This window comes from Actinobacillus minor NM305, from assembly GCF_000175195.1.
In the GTDB taxonomy this organism is placed as follows: Bacteria; Pseudomonadota; Gammaproteobacteria; order Enterobacterales; family Pasteurellaceae; genus Haemophilus_A; species Haemophilus_A minor.
On record NZ_ACQL01000001.1, the window covers coordinates 17217 to 35492 of the forward strand.

Below are 18276 nucleotides of genomic sequence, written 5' to 3' on the forward strand. Positions count from 1 at the left end.
TAACCTAGGGCGTGCAGCCCTAGGCACAATAAGGACTAACTATGTCAATGACCCCTCGTGAAATTGTGTCTGAATTAGACGCACATATTATCGGACAAAATGAAGCTAAACGTGCGGTGGCGATTGCTTTGCGTAACCGCTGGCGTCGTATGCAGTTGCCTGAAGAACTGCGTCAAGAAGTTACCCCGAAAAATATCCTGATGATCGGCCCAACGGGTGTGGGTAAAACCGAGATCGCTCGCCGTTTGGCAAAACTTGCCAATGCACCTTTTATCAAAGTGGAAGCAACTAAATTTACCGAAGTCGGCTATGTGGGTAAAGAAGTGGACTCGATTATTCGTGATCTTGCTGATGTTTCAATGAAATTGGTTCGCCAACAAGCGGTTGAAAAAAATCGTATGCGTGCGCAAGATGCGGCGGAAGATCGCATTTTAGATGTGTTGTTACCGCCTGCGAAAGATCAGTGGGGCAACATACAAGAGAGCGATAATTCTTCGACTCGCCAAATCTTCCGCAAAAAATTGCGTGAAGGTCAGCTTGATGACAAAGAGATTGAAATTGATGTCGCAGCTCAAGTGAGTGTTGAAATTATGACACCACCGGGTATGGAAGAGATGACTTCCCAACTGCAATCTCTCTTTGAAGGCATGTCGCCAAACAGAACGAAAAAACGCAAAATGAAAATCAAAGATGCGTTAAAAGTGATGGTGGACGAAGAAGCGGCGAAGTTGGTAAATCCTGAAGAGTTGAAACAGCAAGCGATTGAAGCGGTTGAACAGCACGGTATCGTCTTTATTGATGAGATTGATAAAATCTGTAAAAAAGGCGAACACAGTGGTGGCGACGTTTCTCGTGAAGGTGTGCAACGTGATTTACTACCGATTATCGAAGGTTCGACAGTCAATACCAAACACGGTATGGTAAAAACCGATCACATTCTCTTTATCTGTTCTGGTGCCTTCCAAGTAGCTCGTCCATCTGATTTACTGCCAGAATTACAAGGTCGTTTGCCAATTCGTGTAGAGCTTAAATCACTAAACAAAGAAGATTTCGAGCGTATTTTAACCGAACCGAATGCGTCTTTAACCTTACAATACCGTGAGCTAATGAAAACCGAAGGCGTGGATATTGAGTTTACCAAAGACGGTATCAGCCGTATCGCCGAATCGGCATTCCGTGTGAACGAAAAAACCGAAAACATCGGTGCAAGACGTTTGCACACCGTGTTAGAACGCCTAATGGACGGTATTTCATTCGATGCCAGCGAACGTTCAGGCGAGAAAATCGTAATTGACGAGAAGTATGTGTCTGATGCGTTGAATGATGTGGTTGAGAATGAAGATTTGAGTCGCTTTATTCTTTAGCCTAGTATGTGGGCAGGGTTGATAAAATTTTATTAATTCTGTCCATTATTCTTTATATAACTACTATGAAATATTTTTATATAATATTAACTCAATTTGTAGTATTACTCACGTTTAACAACTCTATCAAAAATGGATTCTATTTTGATTCAGCTTTTTGGCTATTCTTAACACTTCTATTATCAGCATATATTTTATATAAGAAACTACCAAATAAAGAAACAATTAAGAAAATAAAGTTTATATATTCAATTATCACATCATCTATTTTTGCCATATCATTCACATTAATATATAACTATTTACTTGGTCTCTTATATATAAATTACTTTGAAATAACAGGAATTAAAAATACATTATTTATCAGCAATGGATTTCTATCTAACACATTAATACTATTAAGCTCTATCGCATTAATTTATCTATCTTTTGCTTTATACATAATTTTATCTATACTTATAATATACTTCTCTCAAGTAAAAACAAGTAAAGATAAACAGAAGAGAAAATTTGACAAATACATCTTTATTAGCTTATTTTTAGTCTTTATTCCTACTACTATATCATTCAACTATGTTATGAAATACTATCACTATCCCCAAAACACTATCAATGTAATAAAATATTATCTATATGAATATCAATATTTTGATAATAAAATATCTGAAGGGAAATATATATGTAAGAATTTTAATGATATTATTGAATCCATATACAAAACTGAAAGATTACAAAAAAAAGATAATTATAGTTTAAAAGTCTATCCTTTATTCTCCGAAAACAAGGCGTCATTTGTTTTGAAATATAACAATCAGTATTACTTCAGGATTTCTGAATGTATATAAATTTATAAATTTGATAGTTTTTATTTATGGTAAGTACTATCCTTTAAATAACAAGCGGTCAAATTTGCAAAAGACCTTGCAAACTCAACCGCTTGTCTATTTTCGTGAAAATTATTTCTTCTCCCCCCCCTGATACATCGCTTCAATATAGTGACGATAGCGTTCCATAATCACTTTACGGCGGAGTTTCAGCGTTGGGGTAATTTCCTCGAACTTTGTACTGAATGCCTGTGGTAAGAGGGTAAATTTTTTCACTTGCTCAAAATGTGCTAATTCCTTCTGTAAATTTTCAATACGCTTTTCAAACATCTGTAGAATTTCTGAGTGTTTAATCAGTTCCAAACGATCTTGGTATTTGATATTCAGCTGTTTCGCATAAGCTTCCAGACTATCAAAACACGGAACGATCAGCGCAGAGACATATTTTTTCGCATCGGCAATTACGGCGATTTGTTCGATAAATTTATCTTTTCCTAATGTGCCTTCAATATATTGTGGGGCAATATATTTACCGTTAGAGGTTTTCATCAACTCTTTTATACGATCCGTAATATACAGATTTCCCTCCGCATCAAACTCGCCGGCATCGCCTGTTTTCAAAAAACCATCTTCAGTAAATGCAGAGGCGGTTTCTTCAGGCTTTTTGTAATAACCACGCATAACCATGCCACCACGCACGAGAATTTCATTATTCTCACCAATACGCACTTCCGCATTTGGCATCAATTTGCCGATGGATTTAACATTAAAGCCATCAGCCTCCCAGCACGATACGGTTGCGGTAGTTTCTGTCATACCATAACCTAGCTTAATGTTAATGCCAATCGCTTGGAAAAATGCGCCAATGGCAGGTTCTAATTTTGCACCACCACAAGGCATCATTCGGATATTTCCGCCCAATAACGCTCGCAATTTACTTAGCACCAACTTATCGGCTAATTTAAAAGCGAAGCCTTTTCGACCTTTTTGTGCCGTACGAATAGCCCAATGAAACAGTGCTCTGCGATGAAGTGGTGCTTGGTTTACTTTATCCCAAATAGCGGTGTACATTTTTTCGTATAAACGAGGCACGGCACACATTAAACTCGGTTTTAGTTCCATAAGCGCTTGGCGCACTTCATTGGTATTTTCTAGATAACATATCGTTGCCCCACGGTGTAACATATAGGCAACCCACGCACGCTCAAAAATATGCGAAAACGGTAAAAATGAAAGAGAGCTGTCTTTTTCGTCAATATGAGGTAAAGCCAAATCGTGCGCGGTAAGCTGATGGGCTATATTGGCAAAATCCAGCATAACGCCTTTTGGTTCGCCGGTAGTGCCTGAAGTATAAAGAATAGTGAATAAATCTGATAATGAACGCTCTGCCAAACGCTCCGCCAAAATAGCAGAAAAATCCCTGTTTTTAACCGCTTGTAAATCTTCCCAGCGGATCACTCGTGGATTATCGGCGGATAAATTGGGCTTCATTAGCACAATTTTCTCTAAATGCGGACAATTCTCCGCAATGCTTAATACCACATCTAACTGTTCTTGATCGCCAACAAAAATAATTTTTGCTTCGGCGTGATTTAGAACATAAGCGGTTTGATTTGCGTTGTTCGTTGCATAAATTGGCACGGTAATCGCACGAATTTGTAATACAGCCAGATCTGTAATGGTCCAATTAGGCATATTTTGCGCAAATATCGCCACACGATCTTGCACATTCACGCCATAAGCTAATAATGCTTGAGAAAGTTCATCAACTTGATTTTGGAAGGCTTGCCAAGAAATATCTACCCATTTGCCATTTTCTTTATGGCGTAATGCCGTAGCATTGGCTAATTTTTTTGCTTGCTCACGAAAGCGAGAGATAAGATGAAGATCAGATTTCATAGATAATATTTTTTGAGTGTACAGTTGTTCGCTAATATAAATTCTTTTAACGAAAATGCAATAGTAACAAGCTAAAAAAAGGTACAACTGTTCTCTGAAAAATATTCAATAAGATATTTATTGTTCAATAAAGCTTGAATAACTCTATAAATATAGAGAGCCCAAAAATTAAAAAAGTGTTGATGATAACAAATGTATTACCATCAACACTTTTCGCTCTATTCTCTAAATTATTCAACCGTTACTGATTTAGCCAAGTTACGAGGTTGATCTACATCTGTACCTTTAATTAAAGCAACGTGGTAAGACAATAATTGTAATGGTACTGCATAGAAAATTGGCGCCGTCACATTATCAACACGTGGGAAAGTTAAAACTTTATAACCTTCTTGTGAGCTAAAGCCTGCTTCGCTATCAGCAAAAACATACATTTGACCACCACGGGCACGCACTTCTTCAATATTTGATTTCACTTTCTCAAGTAAATCATTTTCCGGAGCAACTACAATAACCGGCATATCCGCATCAATTAACGCTAAAGGACCGTGTTTTAACTCACCTGCCGCATAAGCTTCTGCGTGAATATAAGAAATCTCTTTTAATTTCAATGCAGATTCCATTGCGATAGGATAGAACTCACCACGACCTAAGAAGAGAGTGTGATGTTTCTCTGCAAAGTCTTCGGATAATTTTTCAATCTCTTTATCAAACACTAATGCACTTTCAATTTGTGCCGGTAAGCGTTGTAATGATTTCACAATTTCCGCTTCTTGTTCTGCTGATACATTGCCTTTTAAGCGACCTAACGCCGTTGTTAAAAGTAATAAACAGGTTAATTGGGTTGTAAATGCTTTCGTTGAAGCAACACCGACTTCTACACCGGCACGGGTCATAAAGGCAAAGTCAGATTCACGTACAAGCGATGAACTTGCAACGTTACAAATCGTCATTGCCGCCATAAAGCCTGATTCTTTCGCTAAACGTAATGCCGCTAAAGTATCCGCCGTTTCGCCCGATTGAGAAATCGTTACTAATAAGCTATTTGGACGGGTTACAAATTTACGGTAGCGGAATTCTGAGGCAATTTCCACATCACAAGCCACGCCTGCAATAGATTCAAACCAGTAACGAGCCACCATACCTGCATTGTAAGATGTCCCACAAGCCACAATTTGGATATGCTCTACTTTTTTCAAAATCTCTTCAGCATTGTTGCTGATCGCTTCAATGTTTACTTGACCGTGTGTGATACGTCCTTCAAGAGTATTCATAATAGCCACAGGTTGTTCAAAAATTTCTTTTTGCATATAGTGGCGATACTGCCCTTTATCCGCTGCATCTGCTTCAAAATTACCTTCGTGAATTTCACGCTCAACTTTCTCGCCGGCACGGTTATAAATATCAACTGTCGTGCGAGTAATTTCTGCCACATCACCTTCTTCAAGGTAAGCAAAACGGCGGGTTACGCTTAATAAGGCTAATGGATCTGAAGCTAAGAAGTTCTCGCCAATACCATAACCAATCACAAGCGGTGAACCTGAACGTGCTACGATTAAATGTTCTGGCTCTTCTTCATTTAATACGACTGTACCATAAGCACCACGTAACTGTTTTACTGCTTTTTGCACCGCTTCTAAAAGCGATGAAGAAGAACGGAATTCCCATTCAACCAAGTGAGCAATAACCTCTGTATCTGTTTGAGATTGGAATACGTAACCACGCGCTTGTAATTCCGCTTTAAGTTCTTCGTAGTTCTCAATAATACCGTTATGAACTACTGCAATTTTGCCTGAACGATGTGGATGCGCATTATTTTCTGACGGCTCGCCGTGAGTTGCCCAACGAGTATGTGCAATCCCTGTACCACCTAATAATGGATTTGCTTCTAATGCTTCATCTAATGCTTTCACTTTACCAACACGGCGCACGATGTTCATTGATTTATCTGAACCTAATACCGCCACACCGGCAGAGTCATAACCACGATATTCTAAACGGTGTAAACCATCCACTAAAATTGCTGCGACATCACGCTGTGCAACCGCACCTACAATTCCACACATAAATTTGTTTCCTTATTTAAAATAATAAATTTTTAATTCGCAATAATGACTTTTACGCCATTGCGTTCAATTCTTTCTTTCAGTTCGAAACTTAATTGATCATCAGTAATCACTTTGTCAATGTGTTGCCAGTCGAGTTCCACATTTGGCATTTTACGCCCGATTTTTTGGGATTCGATTAACACAATCACTTCCCGGCTAACTTCCGCCATCACTTGGCTTAAGCCCACTAATTCATTAAAAGTCGTTGTACCACGTTCTAAGTCTAGCCCGTCTGCACCAATGAAAAGCTGGTCAAAATCGTAGGAACGTAATACTTGTTCTGCCACTTTCCCTTGGAACGACTCTGAACGAGAATCCCAAGTACCACCTGTCATGAGTACCGTGGGTTCAGCTTCTGACACCGTGAGTTCTGTCGCCAATGACAATGAATTTGTCATCACAACTAACCCCGATTGGTGCAACATTTTCGCCAAAGCTCCTGTTGTACTACCGCTATCAAGAATAATACGATTATGATCGCGGATACATTGACAAGCCGCTTGTGCTATCGCCAATTTTTGTGCCGATAACTGGTCACCATTTTCTTCGTCCATCATTTCCGAAGAGAGCCGAATAGCACCACCATAACGGCGGACTAAAAACCCCCCTTCTTCAAGAACTGTAAGATCCTTACGAATCGTAACTTCTGATGTTTCAAAAAGCTGAGCAAGATGTTCCACGCTTACTTCGCCTTGCTCAATAACCATATTCACAATCATCTGGCGGCGTTGTTGTGTATTACGTTTTGACATATTGCGATTACCCTTTGAATTTGTTTCGTTTTAAGTTTCGTTTCAAAACTTTGCGAATTATAAGTATTTTTTAACCGCTTGCAAGTAAAAGATAAAAAAATAGCGAGAATGACCTCGCTATTTCAGTTTAATCGGCAAATACCTCTATGCTTTCACATTCTCAGCCAAAAATGCCAATAATTGCTCTTTGGCAATCATCTGTTTTTCGCCGGTACGGCGGTTTTTATATTCAATCTCGCCGTTTTCAAGGTTTTTCTCGCCAATGACTACCATATGCGGTACGCCGATCAATTCCATATCCGCAAACATCACACCCGGGCGTTCTTTACGGTCATCAAAAATTACATCCACGCCTTGCGCTTTTAAGGTTTTGTATAGCTCTTCAGCGAAAGCTTGCACTTTTTCGGATTTATGCATATTCATTGGCACAATGGCAACCGTGAACGGTGCGATTTCATCTGAAGGCCAAATAATACCGCGTTCATCGTGGTGCTGTTCAATCGCAGCTGCTACAACACGCGTGACGCCAATACCGTAACACCCCATTGTCATTACGAGTGGTTTGCCGTCTTCGCCTTGTACTGTCGCATTCATGGCTTCTGAATATTTTTTACCTAATTGGAAAATATGACCTACTTCAATCCCACGTTTAATTTGTAGTACACCTTTACCGTCTGGGCTTGGGTCGCCTTCCACAACGTTACGTAAATCAAAGGTTTCAGGTAATGCCACATCACGTTCCCAGTTCACGTTGAAGTAATGTTTACCATCAATGTTTGCACCGCAGCCAAAATCTGACATCAATGCCACTGAGCGGTCAATAATCGCCGGAATAGGTAAATTGATTACGCCAAGTGAACCCACGCCAGCACCGATTTTCGCTTTGATTTCGGCTTCATCCGCGAATTCTAGCGGGTCTGCCACTAATGGGTGTTTTTGTGCTTTGATTTCATTTAACTCGTGATCGCCACGAATGACTAATGCAACAAGCGGTTGTTCTTCTGTCGCACCTTTCACAATCAAGGTTTTTACCGTTTTTTCAATCGGTAAATTGAATTGTTCCACTAATTCATTGATGGTTTTCGCATTTGGCGTATCCACTAATTGCATGTCAGCAGTTGGCGCTTGACGTTCGCCAACAGCTACTGCTTCGGCAAGCTCAATATTTGCCGCAAAATCACTTTCTGTTGAGAAAATCACATCATCTTCACCGCTTGATGCCAACACTTGGAATTCGTGGGAAGCTGAACCACCAATTGAGCCGGTATCTGCTTGAACTGCACGGAAATCTAAGCCTAAACGGGTAAAGATATTGCTATAGACTTGATACATCACATCATAGGTTTCTTGCAAACTTTCTTGTGTGGTGTGGAAAGAATAAGCATCTTTCATAATAAATTCACGTGAGCGCATGACGCCAAAACGTGGGCGAACTTCATCACGGAATTTAGTTTGAATTTGATATAAGTTAAGCGGAAGTTGTTTATAAGAAGAGACTTCACGGCGCACTAAATCAGTAATCACTTCTTCGTGGGTTGGACCAAGCACGAAATCACGGTTACCGCGGTCGTTAAAGCGCAGTAACTCCGCACCATAATCATTCCAACGCCCCGACTCTTGCCATAATTCTGCAGGTTGAACAACGGGCATTAATACCTCAATTGCTCCACCTTTATTCATTTCTTCACGGACGATATTTTCTACTTTTTTCAACACTTTGATCCCTGTTGGCAACCAGTTATATAAGCCTGATGCCATTGGGCGGATCATCCCCGCACGTAACATAAGCTGATGACTGACGACCTGTGCATCATTCGGGGTCTCTTTTAATGTTGAAAATAAATACTGACTTGTACGCATTGTTTTTCCTATTTTGCTAAATTTATATTCGAAAATTTGCTTATTTTAGCCTAAAAAGCCCTTGTTGCGTGAAGATTTTTTTCTACGCCGAGCGTGGGTGCTTGTGGTATGATTGGGCATAATTTTCGGCTAAGAAAAATGAGATGATTTAAGATGATTGTAGTTACCGCAGGACACGTTGATCACGGTAAAACCTCTTTATTACAGGCATTAACCGGCACACACACCGCCCATTTACCTGAAGAAAAGAAACGAGGTTTAACCATTGATTTAGGTTATGCCTATTTACCGATTACCGATACAGAAGGCAAACAGGATATTTTGGGCTTTATTGACGTTCCGGGCCATCAAAAATTCTTATCGAATATGCTAGCCGGTGTGGGCGGCATTCAACACGCCTTATTAGTGATTTCTGCGGAAGAAGGGATCAAACCACAAACCGAAGAACACTTGGAAATTCTAAAACTCTTAAATTTCCAACATATTATGGTGGTCATCACGAAGGTGGATCGTGTGGAAGAAAGCCAAATTCAACAACTGATTGAAAAAGTTAAACAAACTTACGCTTTCCTAGCACAAAGTCCGTTTTTTATTACCTCTGCCACTACATTGCAGGGCATTGAGGGTTTAAAACAACATCTTATCGATTTAAACCAACATTCACAGGCTGAAAACAAACCGTTCCGTTATGCGATTGACCGTGTATTTAACATTAAAGGGGCGGGGTTAGTTGTTACCGGCACAGCGGTAAGCGGTAAAGTCAAAATTGGCGATGAAATCTTTTTATCAAACGGGCAGAAAGTCCGTATCAAAGGTATTCACGCACAAAATCACGAAGCTGAAATCGGTTTCGGTGGGCAACGCTTAGCCTTAAACATTGCCGGTGTTGAGAAAGAGCAGATTAAACGAGGCGATTGGCTTTGTGAACAACCGCCACAATACGCAAGCGAAAGAGTGACCGTAACCTTTACCGCTAACCAAACGGTTAAAGAAAATAGCGTGGTGCATCTATATCATTTTGCCTCACACATTACCGGTAAACTCAATCTGTTAAATCGCAAACAAGCGGTCAAAAATCAGCAATGTTTTGCAGAAATTATTTTAGACGAACCATTGTATATCGCCACCTCGGATAAACTGATTTTACGTAGCGGAGACGATAGCCAAACGCTAGGCGGCGCAACCGTTTTAGAAATTCATTCACCGAAACGCCACAAACGCACCGAACAACGCTTAGCTTTGGTAGAAAAATTGGCAAAAACGACCGCTTGCGAACATTTCCGCCAACGTGTCGAACTCTATTTACAACAGAAAGCCGTTCCTACGGATTTCTTATTATGGGCAGAACAATGTTTTCTGGAGGATGTTGCTCCACTTGGTTTTCAGCTTTCCGGCAAATGGATTTTTACCGCCGCATTTAAACAACAAATACAACAACGTATTTTAGAGAAAATGGCGGAATATCACGAAAATCATCAAGATCAGCTCGGACTGACTAAAGCTCGTCTCTATCGCATTGCCGCTTTAGAACAACCTGAGCCTTTAGTTTATCAATTTATTGATGAACTCGTTGAAGCCAAACAATTAACCCAAACACGAGGTTGGTTACATTTACCCGAACATCGGATTGAGTTTAACCCCCAAGAATTGCAAATTTGGCAACAAATTCGACCGCTTTTTGAAGCGACAAATCAAGCGCTTTGGGTGCGGGATATTGCCACTGAACTCTCTGTTGATGAAACAGAAATGCGTAATTTATTATACAAAGCAGGTAAACTGGGCTATCTCATTCCTATTGTGAAAGACCGCTTTTTATTAAGCGAGCAAATTACGGCTTTTGCCCATTTTATTCGTCAATTTATTGCAGAACACGGCGCGATTTCCGTTAATCAACTCCGTGATGAAATTCAATATGGACGTAAATTAACCGTACAACTTATTGAGTATTTCGACCGTAGCGGTTTCTTACGCCGCAAAGGGAATATTCATTTATTACGTGATGCAGATAGTTTTTAAGATGAAAATGACAGAAAAAGAGATTGATAAACTCAGCCTTGAGAAAGCCTACCGTTTATTTGAAAGCGGTGATATTCATCGCATTGAAGTTGGCACAACGGCTGGGCTTCAGGCTATTCATCATTATTTATTTCATAATTTATATCCTTTTGCCGGGAAAATTCGTGAATTAAACATTTCCAAAGGTTATTTTCGTTTTGCCAATGCGTTATACCTCAATGAAATTCTCGTGAAAATCGAACAAATGCCCGAAACGACTTTTGAGCAAATCATTGAAAAATATGTTGAAATGAATATTGCACATCCTTTTATGGAGGGTAACGGGCGTAGCACACGGATTTGGTTAGATATGATTTTAAAGAAAAATCTTGGCAAAGTGGTTAATTGGCAAAATGTGGATAAAACCGCTTATTTGCAAGCAATGGAACGTAGCCCTGTCAATGATCTCGAAATCCGCTATTTGCTACAAATGAATTTAACGAGCGATGTCGATAACCGAGAAATTATTTTCAAAGGTATCGAACAATCCTACTATTATGAAGGTTACGAAAAACCGTAAGATGAAAAAGAAACAAAATGCCCGTGCCGTGGCGGCACACATTATTTTACAGGTCTTAGATCAAGGCAAATCGCTTGCCACTCTTATCCCCGAAGCACAATCGCAAGTTGAGAGCAAAGATTTGCCCTTGGTGCAAGAGATTGCCTTTGGCGTTTGCCGTGTGCTTCCTCGTTTAGAGAACATCATCAAACAGCTCGTAGAAAAACCGCTCAAAGGCAAAACACGTCTGGTACATTGCTTATTACTTGTGGGCTTATATCAGTTGCTTTATATGCGCGTGCCGGCGCACGCTGCCGTAGATGAAGTGGTAAATGCGACGAAATCGCTCAAACTTGATAGTTTTCGTGCTTTAACCAATGGTGTTCTGCGCCGTTTTTTACGTGAACAAGAAACGATTTTGGCAAAAGTGGATAAACATTGGCAAACGCTCCACCCTGAATGGTTGGTCAATAAGTTGAAAAAAGCGTATCCAAATTGGCGTGAAATTGTCGAAGCTAATAACCAAAAACCGCCGATGTGGATTAGGGTAAACACCCAACATACCAACCGTGCTGATTATATCGGGTTGTTAGGCGATTTAGCAAAAAATACCGAAAATGCTACCGCTTACCTCCCTGATTGTGCGATTGCACTGGACAAAGCTGTTTCCGTCAATCGGCTTCCGCATTTTGAGCAAGGTTGGGCAACGGTGCAAGATGCGCACGCTCAATGGTCGGCTGAATTGCTTGATGCCCAAAATGGTGAACTGATTTTGGATGCTTGCGCCGCACCGGGGGGCAAAACCACCCATATTCTCGAAAAAGCCCCGCAAGCGAAAGTCATTGCATTGGATATTGAAGAGGCTCGACTTGCTCGTGTTAAAGAAAATCTTGCTCGCTTAAATCAACGGGCAACGGTTATCTGTGGCGATGCCAGCCAGCCTGAACAGTGGTTAGATAACGGTGTGATGTTTGACCGTATCTTATTAGATGCCCCTTGCTCGGCGACAGGCGTTATCCGTCGCCACCCCGATATAAAATGGCTACGCAAAGAAGAAGATATCGCTGAACTCGCGGCATTACAAAGCAAAATCCTCAATGCATTATGGGCAAGACTAAAACCAAACGGCATTTTGCTTTATGCCACTTGCTCTATTCTTCCCGAAGAAAATACCGAACAAATTCAACAGTTTATTGCTAACACACCGAATGCAAAACTGGTTGAAATGGATTTCCACGGAGAAAAAATGCTAGAAAAACAATTCTTCCCACAAAACCATGGGGGCGATGGATTTTTCTATGCAAAATTATTAAAAGGAAATACAAATGTCTAATATCACTTTTTATTTCCCCTTTGGACACGTACCAACATACGGGGGAGATTTCGTTAATTTAGAGCATATTCGAGCATTAAATAAACATGGTTTTTCTGCAAAAGTTATTTTAATGAAAAATCAAATACCAATAGTCATTGAATCCTTTCCCAAGGATATTCCTGTCGTATTCTATAAACCTGGTATGGAATTAAATGCCCAAGATGTTTTTGTGCTAAGTGAAGGTGTCCGAATTATGTATAGTGGACTTGCTCAAACTCAGGCATTTAGAGTAATTGTCCATAATCAAAACCCATTTTATACACATACTGGTATGGATTCTGCTCACGACATCAATCGTTATCGCATTACTAAAATTATCACGCCAAGCCACTATACAGTAAAAAAACTAGAAGAAATGGGGATTACCAAACCAATGGCTGTGATCTCTCCCTATATTCCGGAATATTTCAAGCCAGCGGAAAAGAGTAATGAAGAAATTCGGATTACCTATTCCAGACGTAAACGTGAAGAAGAAAGTAAAATTCTACTTTTCTATTTACGTTCGCTGTATCGTGGTAAAAAGGCGCTTCATATTCGTAATCTAACCAACTATAAGCGTGAAGAAGTTGCTGAAGAAATGTCTAAAGCACATATTTATGCATCTTTTGCAGAGCGCGAATCATTAGGGCTCATGGCTCTTGAAGCAATGGCGAGTGGCTGCCATGTTGTCGGCTTTTCAGGATTTACCGATTTCGAAAATCAAGATGTCTTTAATGAAGAAAATGGCGATTGGGTTAAAGAAGGCGAATATAAGAAATTTGCTGAGAAGCTCATTGAGGCAATTGAACAAATCGAAAATAACACGCCAAGCCCTAAAATTGAAAATGGACTAGCACTCGTAAACTCACGTTTCCGACAAGATCGCTTTGAACAAGAAGTGGTTCGTGTTTACCAAGATATTTTAGATAATCTTCCCCCATTGGAAGGTTTTAACGAATCAGATAAAGTTGTTTTAGACTTTTGGCATTTTGATTAAAACACGTATTTATGAAAATAATTATTCTAGGAGCCGGTCAAGTCGGTTCAACGTTAGCCGCCTCACTTGCGAATGACGAAAACGACATTACCCTGATTGATGACCGACAAGATCTGCTTGACAAAATTCAAGATAAGCACGACTTGCGTGTATTAAAAGGCAACGGTGCTTCGCCTCGTATTTTACGCGAAGCAGGCGCAAATGATGCTGATATGTTAGTTGCGGTTACGGATAGCGATGAAATCAATATGGTTGCCAGCCAAGTAGCTTATAGCTTATTTAAAGTGCCGACCAAGATTGTCCGTATTCGCAATAGCGACTACGTAAAAGAAAGGGAAAACCTATTCGGTAACGATAATTTGCCCATCGACCACGTGATCGCCCCTGAATTATTGGTGCAGAAAGATATTCTCCGTCTCATTGATTATCCGGGGACATTGCAAGTTGCTCACTTTGCGGATGAACGCGTAAGCCTTGTCAGCGTAAAAGCCTACTACGGTGGACCTTTAGTCGGCTATCCGATTTCGGCTATGCACGATCATCTGCCTTATATTGATGCACGTATTGTGGCAATTTTCCGCCAAGAAAAAGCCATTATTCCGCAAGGTTCAACCATTATTGAAGCCGGCGATGAGGTCTTTTTTATTTGCGAAACGCAAAACATTAAGGCTATCATGAGCGAACTGCAACGCCTTGAACGCCCACATAAACGGGTAATGATTGTTGGCGGTGGTTCAATTGGTTTAGGGTTGGCGAAAGATCTTGAAAATCAATGTAGCGTTAAAATCATTGAACGAGATCGCAAAAAAGCCGAGAAACTTTCTGCCCAGCTAGAAAAAGCGCTTGTTCTGCAAGGCGATGCCTCCGATCAAGAATTACTCTTTGAAGAGCATATTGAGAATATCGATCTCTTTTTAGCGCTCACTAGCGATGATGAAGCCAACATTATGGCTGCCCTTCTTGCAAAACGTTTAGGCGCAAAAAAAGCCATTGTGCTGGTACAACGAATGGCATATCTCCACCTTATACAAGGGGGAACCATTGATATTGCAATGTCGCCACAACAATCGACCATCTCGGCGCTTTCAAGCTATGTCCGCAAAGGCGATATTGTCAAAGTGGTTTCACTCAAGCAGGGGCTTGCCGAAGCCATTGAAGTGATTGCTCATGGCGATATGGATTCTTCAAAAGTGGTAGGAAGAAAAGTCCGTGAACTCAAACTCCCACAAGGCACACTTGTAGGAGCGATAGTGCGTAATCAAGAAGTCATCATTGCGCATAAATCCACCGAAATTCAAGCCAACGACCGTGTCATTTTATTTGTGAACGATAAAAAACACGTCAGTGAAATTGAAAAACTCTTCCAAGTAACGTCTTTCTTCTTATAACAAGATTTCTACAGCTTGCAGAAAATAAAGAAAATTTGACCGCTTGTAAAAAGCACAAACAAAACCCCCAGCATTTCTGCCGGGGGTTTTAATTTTTATTGTTGATTAAGCAACTGCTTTTTCAACAACACGAACTAAAGTGTGAGATTTAGTTTTTGAAACAGGACGACATTCCTTGATTTCAACTACATCACCTAATTTAGCTTCGTTGTTTTCATCGTGTACATGTAATTTTGTTGTACGACGGATAAACTTACCGTATAAAGGGTGTTTAACTGTACGTTCAATAGCAACAACAAATGATTTGTCCATTTTGTCGCTAATTACTTTACCTTGTACTGTACGAATTTTATCAGTCATTACTCACCCGCCTTTTGGTTTAATACAGTCTTAACTTGTGCAATACTACGACGCACTTGTTTTAACTGGTGGGTTTGTTGAAGCTGACCGGTGGCTGCTTGCATACGCAATTTGAATTGTTCACCTAAAAGGTTTACTAACTCAGCATTCAGCTCTTCAACATTTTTGTTACGTAGTTCTTGAGCTTTCATTACATCACCGTCTTAGTTACAAATGTGGTTTTCACTGGTAATTTCGCTGCCGCTAACGCAAATGCGTGACGTGCGATTTCTTCAGAAACACCATCCATTTCATATAATACTTTACCCGGTTGGATTAAAGCTACCCAGTACTCAACGTTACCTTTACCTTTACCCATACGGACTTCTAATGGTTTTTCAGTAATTGGTTTGTCTGGGAACACACGGATCCAGATTTTACCTTGACGTTTAACTGCACGAGTCATAGCACGACGTGCTGCTTCGATTTGACGCGCTGTTAAACGACCACGACCAACTGCTTTTAAACCGAATGTACCGAAGCTCACTTCAGTACCGCCCGCGATACCACGGTTACGGCCTTTGTGTACTTTACGGAATTTTGTGCGTTTTGGTTGTAACATTCAGTGATTCTCCTTATTTACGACCTTTGCCACGTGGCGCCTTTTTAGGCTGTGCCGCTGGTTCTTTTTCAGATTCAATCACTGCAGCCATACCACCAAGAATTTCACCTTTGAAGATCCACACTTTAACGCCGATTACGCCGTAAGTTGTGTGAGCTTCTGCAGTGTTATAATCGATGTCTGCACGAAGAGTATGTAGAGGTACACGACCTTCACGATACCATTCTGAGCGAGCAATTTCTGCACCACCTAAACGACCGCTAACTTCAACTTTGATACCTTTAGCACCTAATTTCATTGCGTTTTGTACTGCACGTTTCATTGCACGGCGGAACATAACACGACGTTCTAGTTGAGAAGCGATGCTATCTGCAACTAATTTTGCATCTAGCTCTGGTTTTTTCACTTCAGCGATGTTGATTTGTGCCGGAACGCCTGCGATTTTCGCTACTGCGTTACGTAATTTTTCAACATCTTCGCCTTTTTTACCGATAACGATACCAGGACGAGCTGTGTGGATAGTTACACGAATGCTTTTCGCAGGACGTTCAATTGTGATACGTGATACTGAAGCGTTCGCTAACTCTTTGTTTAAGAATTTACGTACTTTGAAGTCGCCGTCTAAGTTGTCAGCGAAATCTTGTGTATTCGCGAACCAAGTAGAGTTCCAAGGTTTAACAATACCAAGGCGAATACCATTAGGATGTACTTTCTGACCCATTGTTATTCTCCTACTGATTAACGATCTGATACAACCACAGTGATGTGGCTAGTACGTTTTAAAATACGATCTGCACGACCTTTCGCACGTGGCATAACACGTTTCATGCTTGGACCTTCATCAACGAAAATCTTAGCAACTTTAAGATCGTCTACATCTGCACCGTCATTGTGCTCTGCGTTTGCGATAGCTGACTCTAAAACTTTCTTCACTAAAGCAGCTGCTTTTTTGTTTGTGAAAGTTAAGATTTCTAATGCTGCAGAAACTTTTTTACCACGGATTAAATCAGCAACTAAGCGAGCTTTTTGTGCAGAAGTACGAGCGTAACGATGTTTAGCAATAGTTTCCATCTTTTACCTCTTATTTCTTAGCTTTCTTATCTGCGGCGTGACCGCGGTATGTACGAGTCGGTGCAAATTCACCTAATTTATGTCCGATCATTTCGTCTGAAACATAAACTGGAACGTGCTGACGACCATTATGGACTGCGATGGTCAAACCAATCATTGATGGAATGATCATTGAACGACGGGACCAAGTTTTAATTGGTTTTTTATCCCCGCTTTCCACCGCCTTCTCTACCTTCTTCAACAAGTGTAGGTCAAGGAAAGGACCTTTCTTGAGAGAACGTGGCATGGGTTATCCTCTTTTTAGTGTATTAAATTATTTGCCACGACGACGTACGATGTATTTATCAGTACGTTTATTGTGACGAGTTTTCTTACCTTTGGTTTGAACGCCCCAAGGTGTAACTGGGTGTTTACCGAAGTTACGGCCTTCACCACCACCGTGTGGGTGGTCTACCGGGTTCATCGCTGTACCACGAACTGTTGGGCGAATGCCTCTCCAGCGGTTAGCACCAGCTTTACCAAGTACGCGAAGCATATGCTCTGAGTTACCAACTTCACCGATGGTTGCTGTACACTCAGCTAATACTTTACGCATTTCGCCTGAACGAAGACGTAAAGTTACATAGTTACCTTCACGAGCAATAATTTGTACGTATGCACCTGCAGAACGCGCGATTTGACCACCTTTACCAGGTTTTAATTCTACGTTGTGTACGGTTGTACCCACAGGGATATTACGCATTGGTAATGCGTTACCTACTTTAATTGGCGCTGAAGCACCCGCTTGAATCGTATCACCAGCAGCTAAGCCTTTTGGTGCTAAGATATAACGGCGTTCACCATCTTTATAAAGTACTAACGCGATGTTAGCAGAACGGTTTGGATCGTATTCTAAACGTTCAACTACTGCTGGGATTTCTAACTTGTTACGTTTGAAATCGATTAAACGGTAGTGTTGTTTATGACCGCCACCGATATGGCGAGTAGTGATACGACCTAAGTTGTTACGACCACCAGTTTTAGATTTAGTATCTAAAAGTGCTGCAAAAGGTTTACCTTTGTGAAGTTCTGCATTAACAACTTTAACTACATGACGACGACCAGCGGAGGTCGGCTTACATTTAACGATAGCCATAGTTTTCTATTC

At 40.6% G+C, this 18276-nt stretch carries 17 protein-coding genes; 6 read left to right on the forward strand and 11 right to left on the reverse strand.

Going from position 1 to position 18276, the window contains the following annotated elements:
• Positions 1 to 41 precede the first annotated feature (41 nt).
• Positions 42 to 1364, forward strand: coding sequence for an HslU--HslV peptidase ATPase subunit (hslU, locus tag AM305_RS00110; RefSeq protein WP_005821830.1), 1323 nt, complete (start codon positions 42 to 44; stop codon positions 1362 to 1364).
• Between the two features lie 956 nt (positions 1365 to 2320).
• Here hslU and AM305_RS00120 read toward each other — a convergent pair.
• The 4 genes from AM305_RS00120 to proS form a co-directional block, all read right to left on the reverse strand.
• Entirely contained in the window at positions 2321 to 4087 is a 1767-nt protein-coding gene (locus AM305_RS00120) for an AMP-dependent synthetase/ligase (RefSeq protein ID WP_005821832.1), read from the reverse strand.
• 230 nt (positions 4088 to 4317) lie between these two features.
• Positions 4318 to 6150 (reverse strand): glutamine--fructose-6-phosphate transaminase (isomerizing), encoded by a 1833-nt coding sequence (gene glmS / locus AM305_RS00125; protein ID WP_005818347.1) that lies wholly within the window; start codon positions 6148 to 6150, stop codon positions 4318 to 4320.
• A 32-nt stretch (positions 6151 to 6182) separates the two neighbouring features.
• A complete protein-coding gene (locus tag AM305_RS00130; protein ID WP_005821834.1) occupies positions 6183 to 6944 on the reverse strand; it encodes a DeoR/GlpR family DNA-binding transcription regulator in 762 nt (253 codons plus the stop codon).
• Between the two features lie 144 nt (positions 6945 to 7088).
• On the reverse strand, positions 7089 to 8804 hold the full coding sequence (gene proS, locus AM305_RS00135; protein ID WP_005821835.1) for a proline--tRNA ligase: 1716 nt from the start codon (positions 8802 to 8804) through the stop codon (positions 7089 to 7091).
• Between the two features lie 153 nt (positions 8805 to 8957).
• On the opposite strand from proS, the gene selB reads away from it, so the two are divergent.
• From selB to trkA, 5 genes are read left to right on the forward strand one after another with little or no spacing between them, the layout of a single operon-like run.
• On the forward strand, positions 8958 to 10820 hold the full coding sequence (gene selB, locus AM305_RS00140; RefSeq protein WP_005821836.1) for a selenocysteine-specific translation elongation factor: 1863 nt from the start codon (positions 8958 to 8960) through the stop codon (positions 10818 to 10820).
• Entirely contained in the window at positions 10804 to 11379 is a 576-nt protein-coding gene (fic, locus tag AM305_RS00145; RefSeq protein WP_005818332.1) for a protein adenylyltransferase Fic, read from the forward strand. Before selB ends, fic begins: the two co-directional genes overlap by 17 nt.
• Before the next feature lies 1 nt (position 11380).
• Positions 11381 to 12691: a 16S rRNA (cytosine(967)-C(5))-methyltransferase RsmB gene (gene rsmB, locus AM305_RS00150; protein WP_035293436.1), complete on the forward strand. Its 1311-nt coding sequence runs from the start codon at positions 11381 to 11383 to the stop codon at positions 12689 to 12691.
• Entirely contained in the window at positions 12684 to 13709 is a 1026-nt protein-coding gene (locus AM305_RS00155) for a glycosyltransferase (protein ID WP_005821838.1), read from the forward strand. Before rsmB ends, AM305_RS00155 begins: the two co-directional genes overlap by 8 nt.
• A gap of 11 nt (positions 13710 to 13720) precedes the next feature.
• The gene (gene trkA / locus AM305_RS00160; RefSeq protein WP_005821839.1) at positions 13721 to 15097 is read left to right on the forward strand and encodes a Trk system potassium transporter TrkA; all 1377 of its coding nucleotides are present in this window, start codon (positions 13721 to 13723) and stop codon (positions 15095 to 15097) included.
• A 105-nt stretch (positions 15098 to 15202) separates the two neighbouring features.
• On the opposite strand, the gene rpsQ is transcribed toward trkA, so the two are convergent.
• The 7 genes from rpsQ to rplB are packed head-to-tail and all read right to left on the reverse strand — an operon-like array spanning position 15203 to position 18264.
• The gene (gene rpsQ / locus AM305_RS00165; protein ID WP_005818325.1) at positions 15203 to 15457 is read right to left on the reverse strand and encodes a 30S ribosomal protein S17; all 255 of its coding nucleotides are present in this window, start codon (positions 15455 to 15457) and stop codon (positions 15203 to 15205) included.
• Positions 15457 to 15648, reverse strand: coding sequence for a 50S ribosomal protein L29 (rpmC, locus tag AM305_RS00170; RefSeq protein ID WP_005818323.1), 192 nt, complete (start codon positions 15646 to 15648; stop codon positions 15457 to 15459). Before rpmC ends, rpsQ begins: the two co-directional genes overlap by 1 nt.
• The gene (rplP, locus tag AM305_RS00175) at positions 15648 to 16058 is read right to left on the reverse strand and encodes a 50S ribosomal protein L16 (protein WP_005818321.1); all 411 of its coding nucleotides are present in this window, start codon (positions 16056 to 16058) and stop codon (positions 15648 to 15650) included. Before rplP ends, rpmC begins: the two co-directional genes overlap by 1 nt.
• 13 nt (positions 16059 to 16071) lie before the next feature.
• Positions 16072 to 16779, reverse strand: coding sequence for a 30S ribosomal protein S3 (gene rpsC / locus AM305_RS00180; protein WP_005706400.1), 708 nt, complete (start codon positions 16777 to 16779; stop codon positions 16072 to 16074).
• Positions 16780 to 16796: 17 nt separating this feature from the next.
• Positions 16797 to 17129 (reverse strand): 50S ribosomal protein L22, encoded by a 333-nt coding sequence (rplV, locus tag AM305_RS00185; protein WP_005706427.1) that lies wholly within the window; start codon positions 17127 to 17129, stop codon positions 16797 to 16799.
• Positions 17130 to 17139: 10 nt separating this feature from the next.
• Positions 17140 to 17415 (reverse strand): 30S ribosomal protein S19, encoded by a 276-nt coding sequence (rpsS, locus tag AM305_RS00190; RefSeq protein ID WP_005539416.1) that lies wholly within the window; start codon positions 17413 to 17415, stop codon positions 17140 to 17142.
• A gap of 27 nt (positions 17416 to 17442) precedes the next feature.
• The gene (gene rplB, locus AM305_RS00195; protein ID WP_005821840.1) at positions 17443 to 18264 is read right to left on the reverse strand and encodes a 50S ribosomal protein L2; all 822 of its coding nucleotides are present in this window, start codon (positions 18262 to 18264) and stop codon (positions 17443 to 17445) included.
• Between the last annotated feature and the right edge of the window lie 12 nt (positions 18265 to 18276).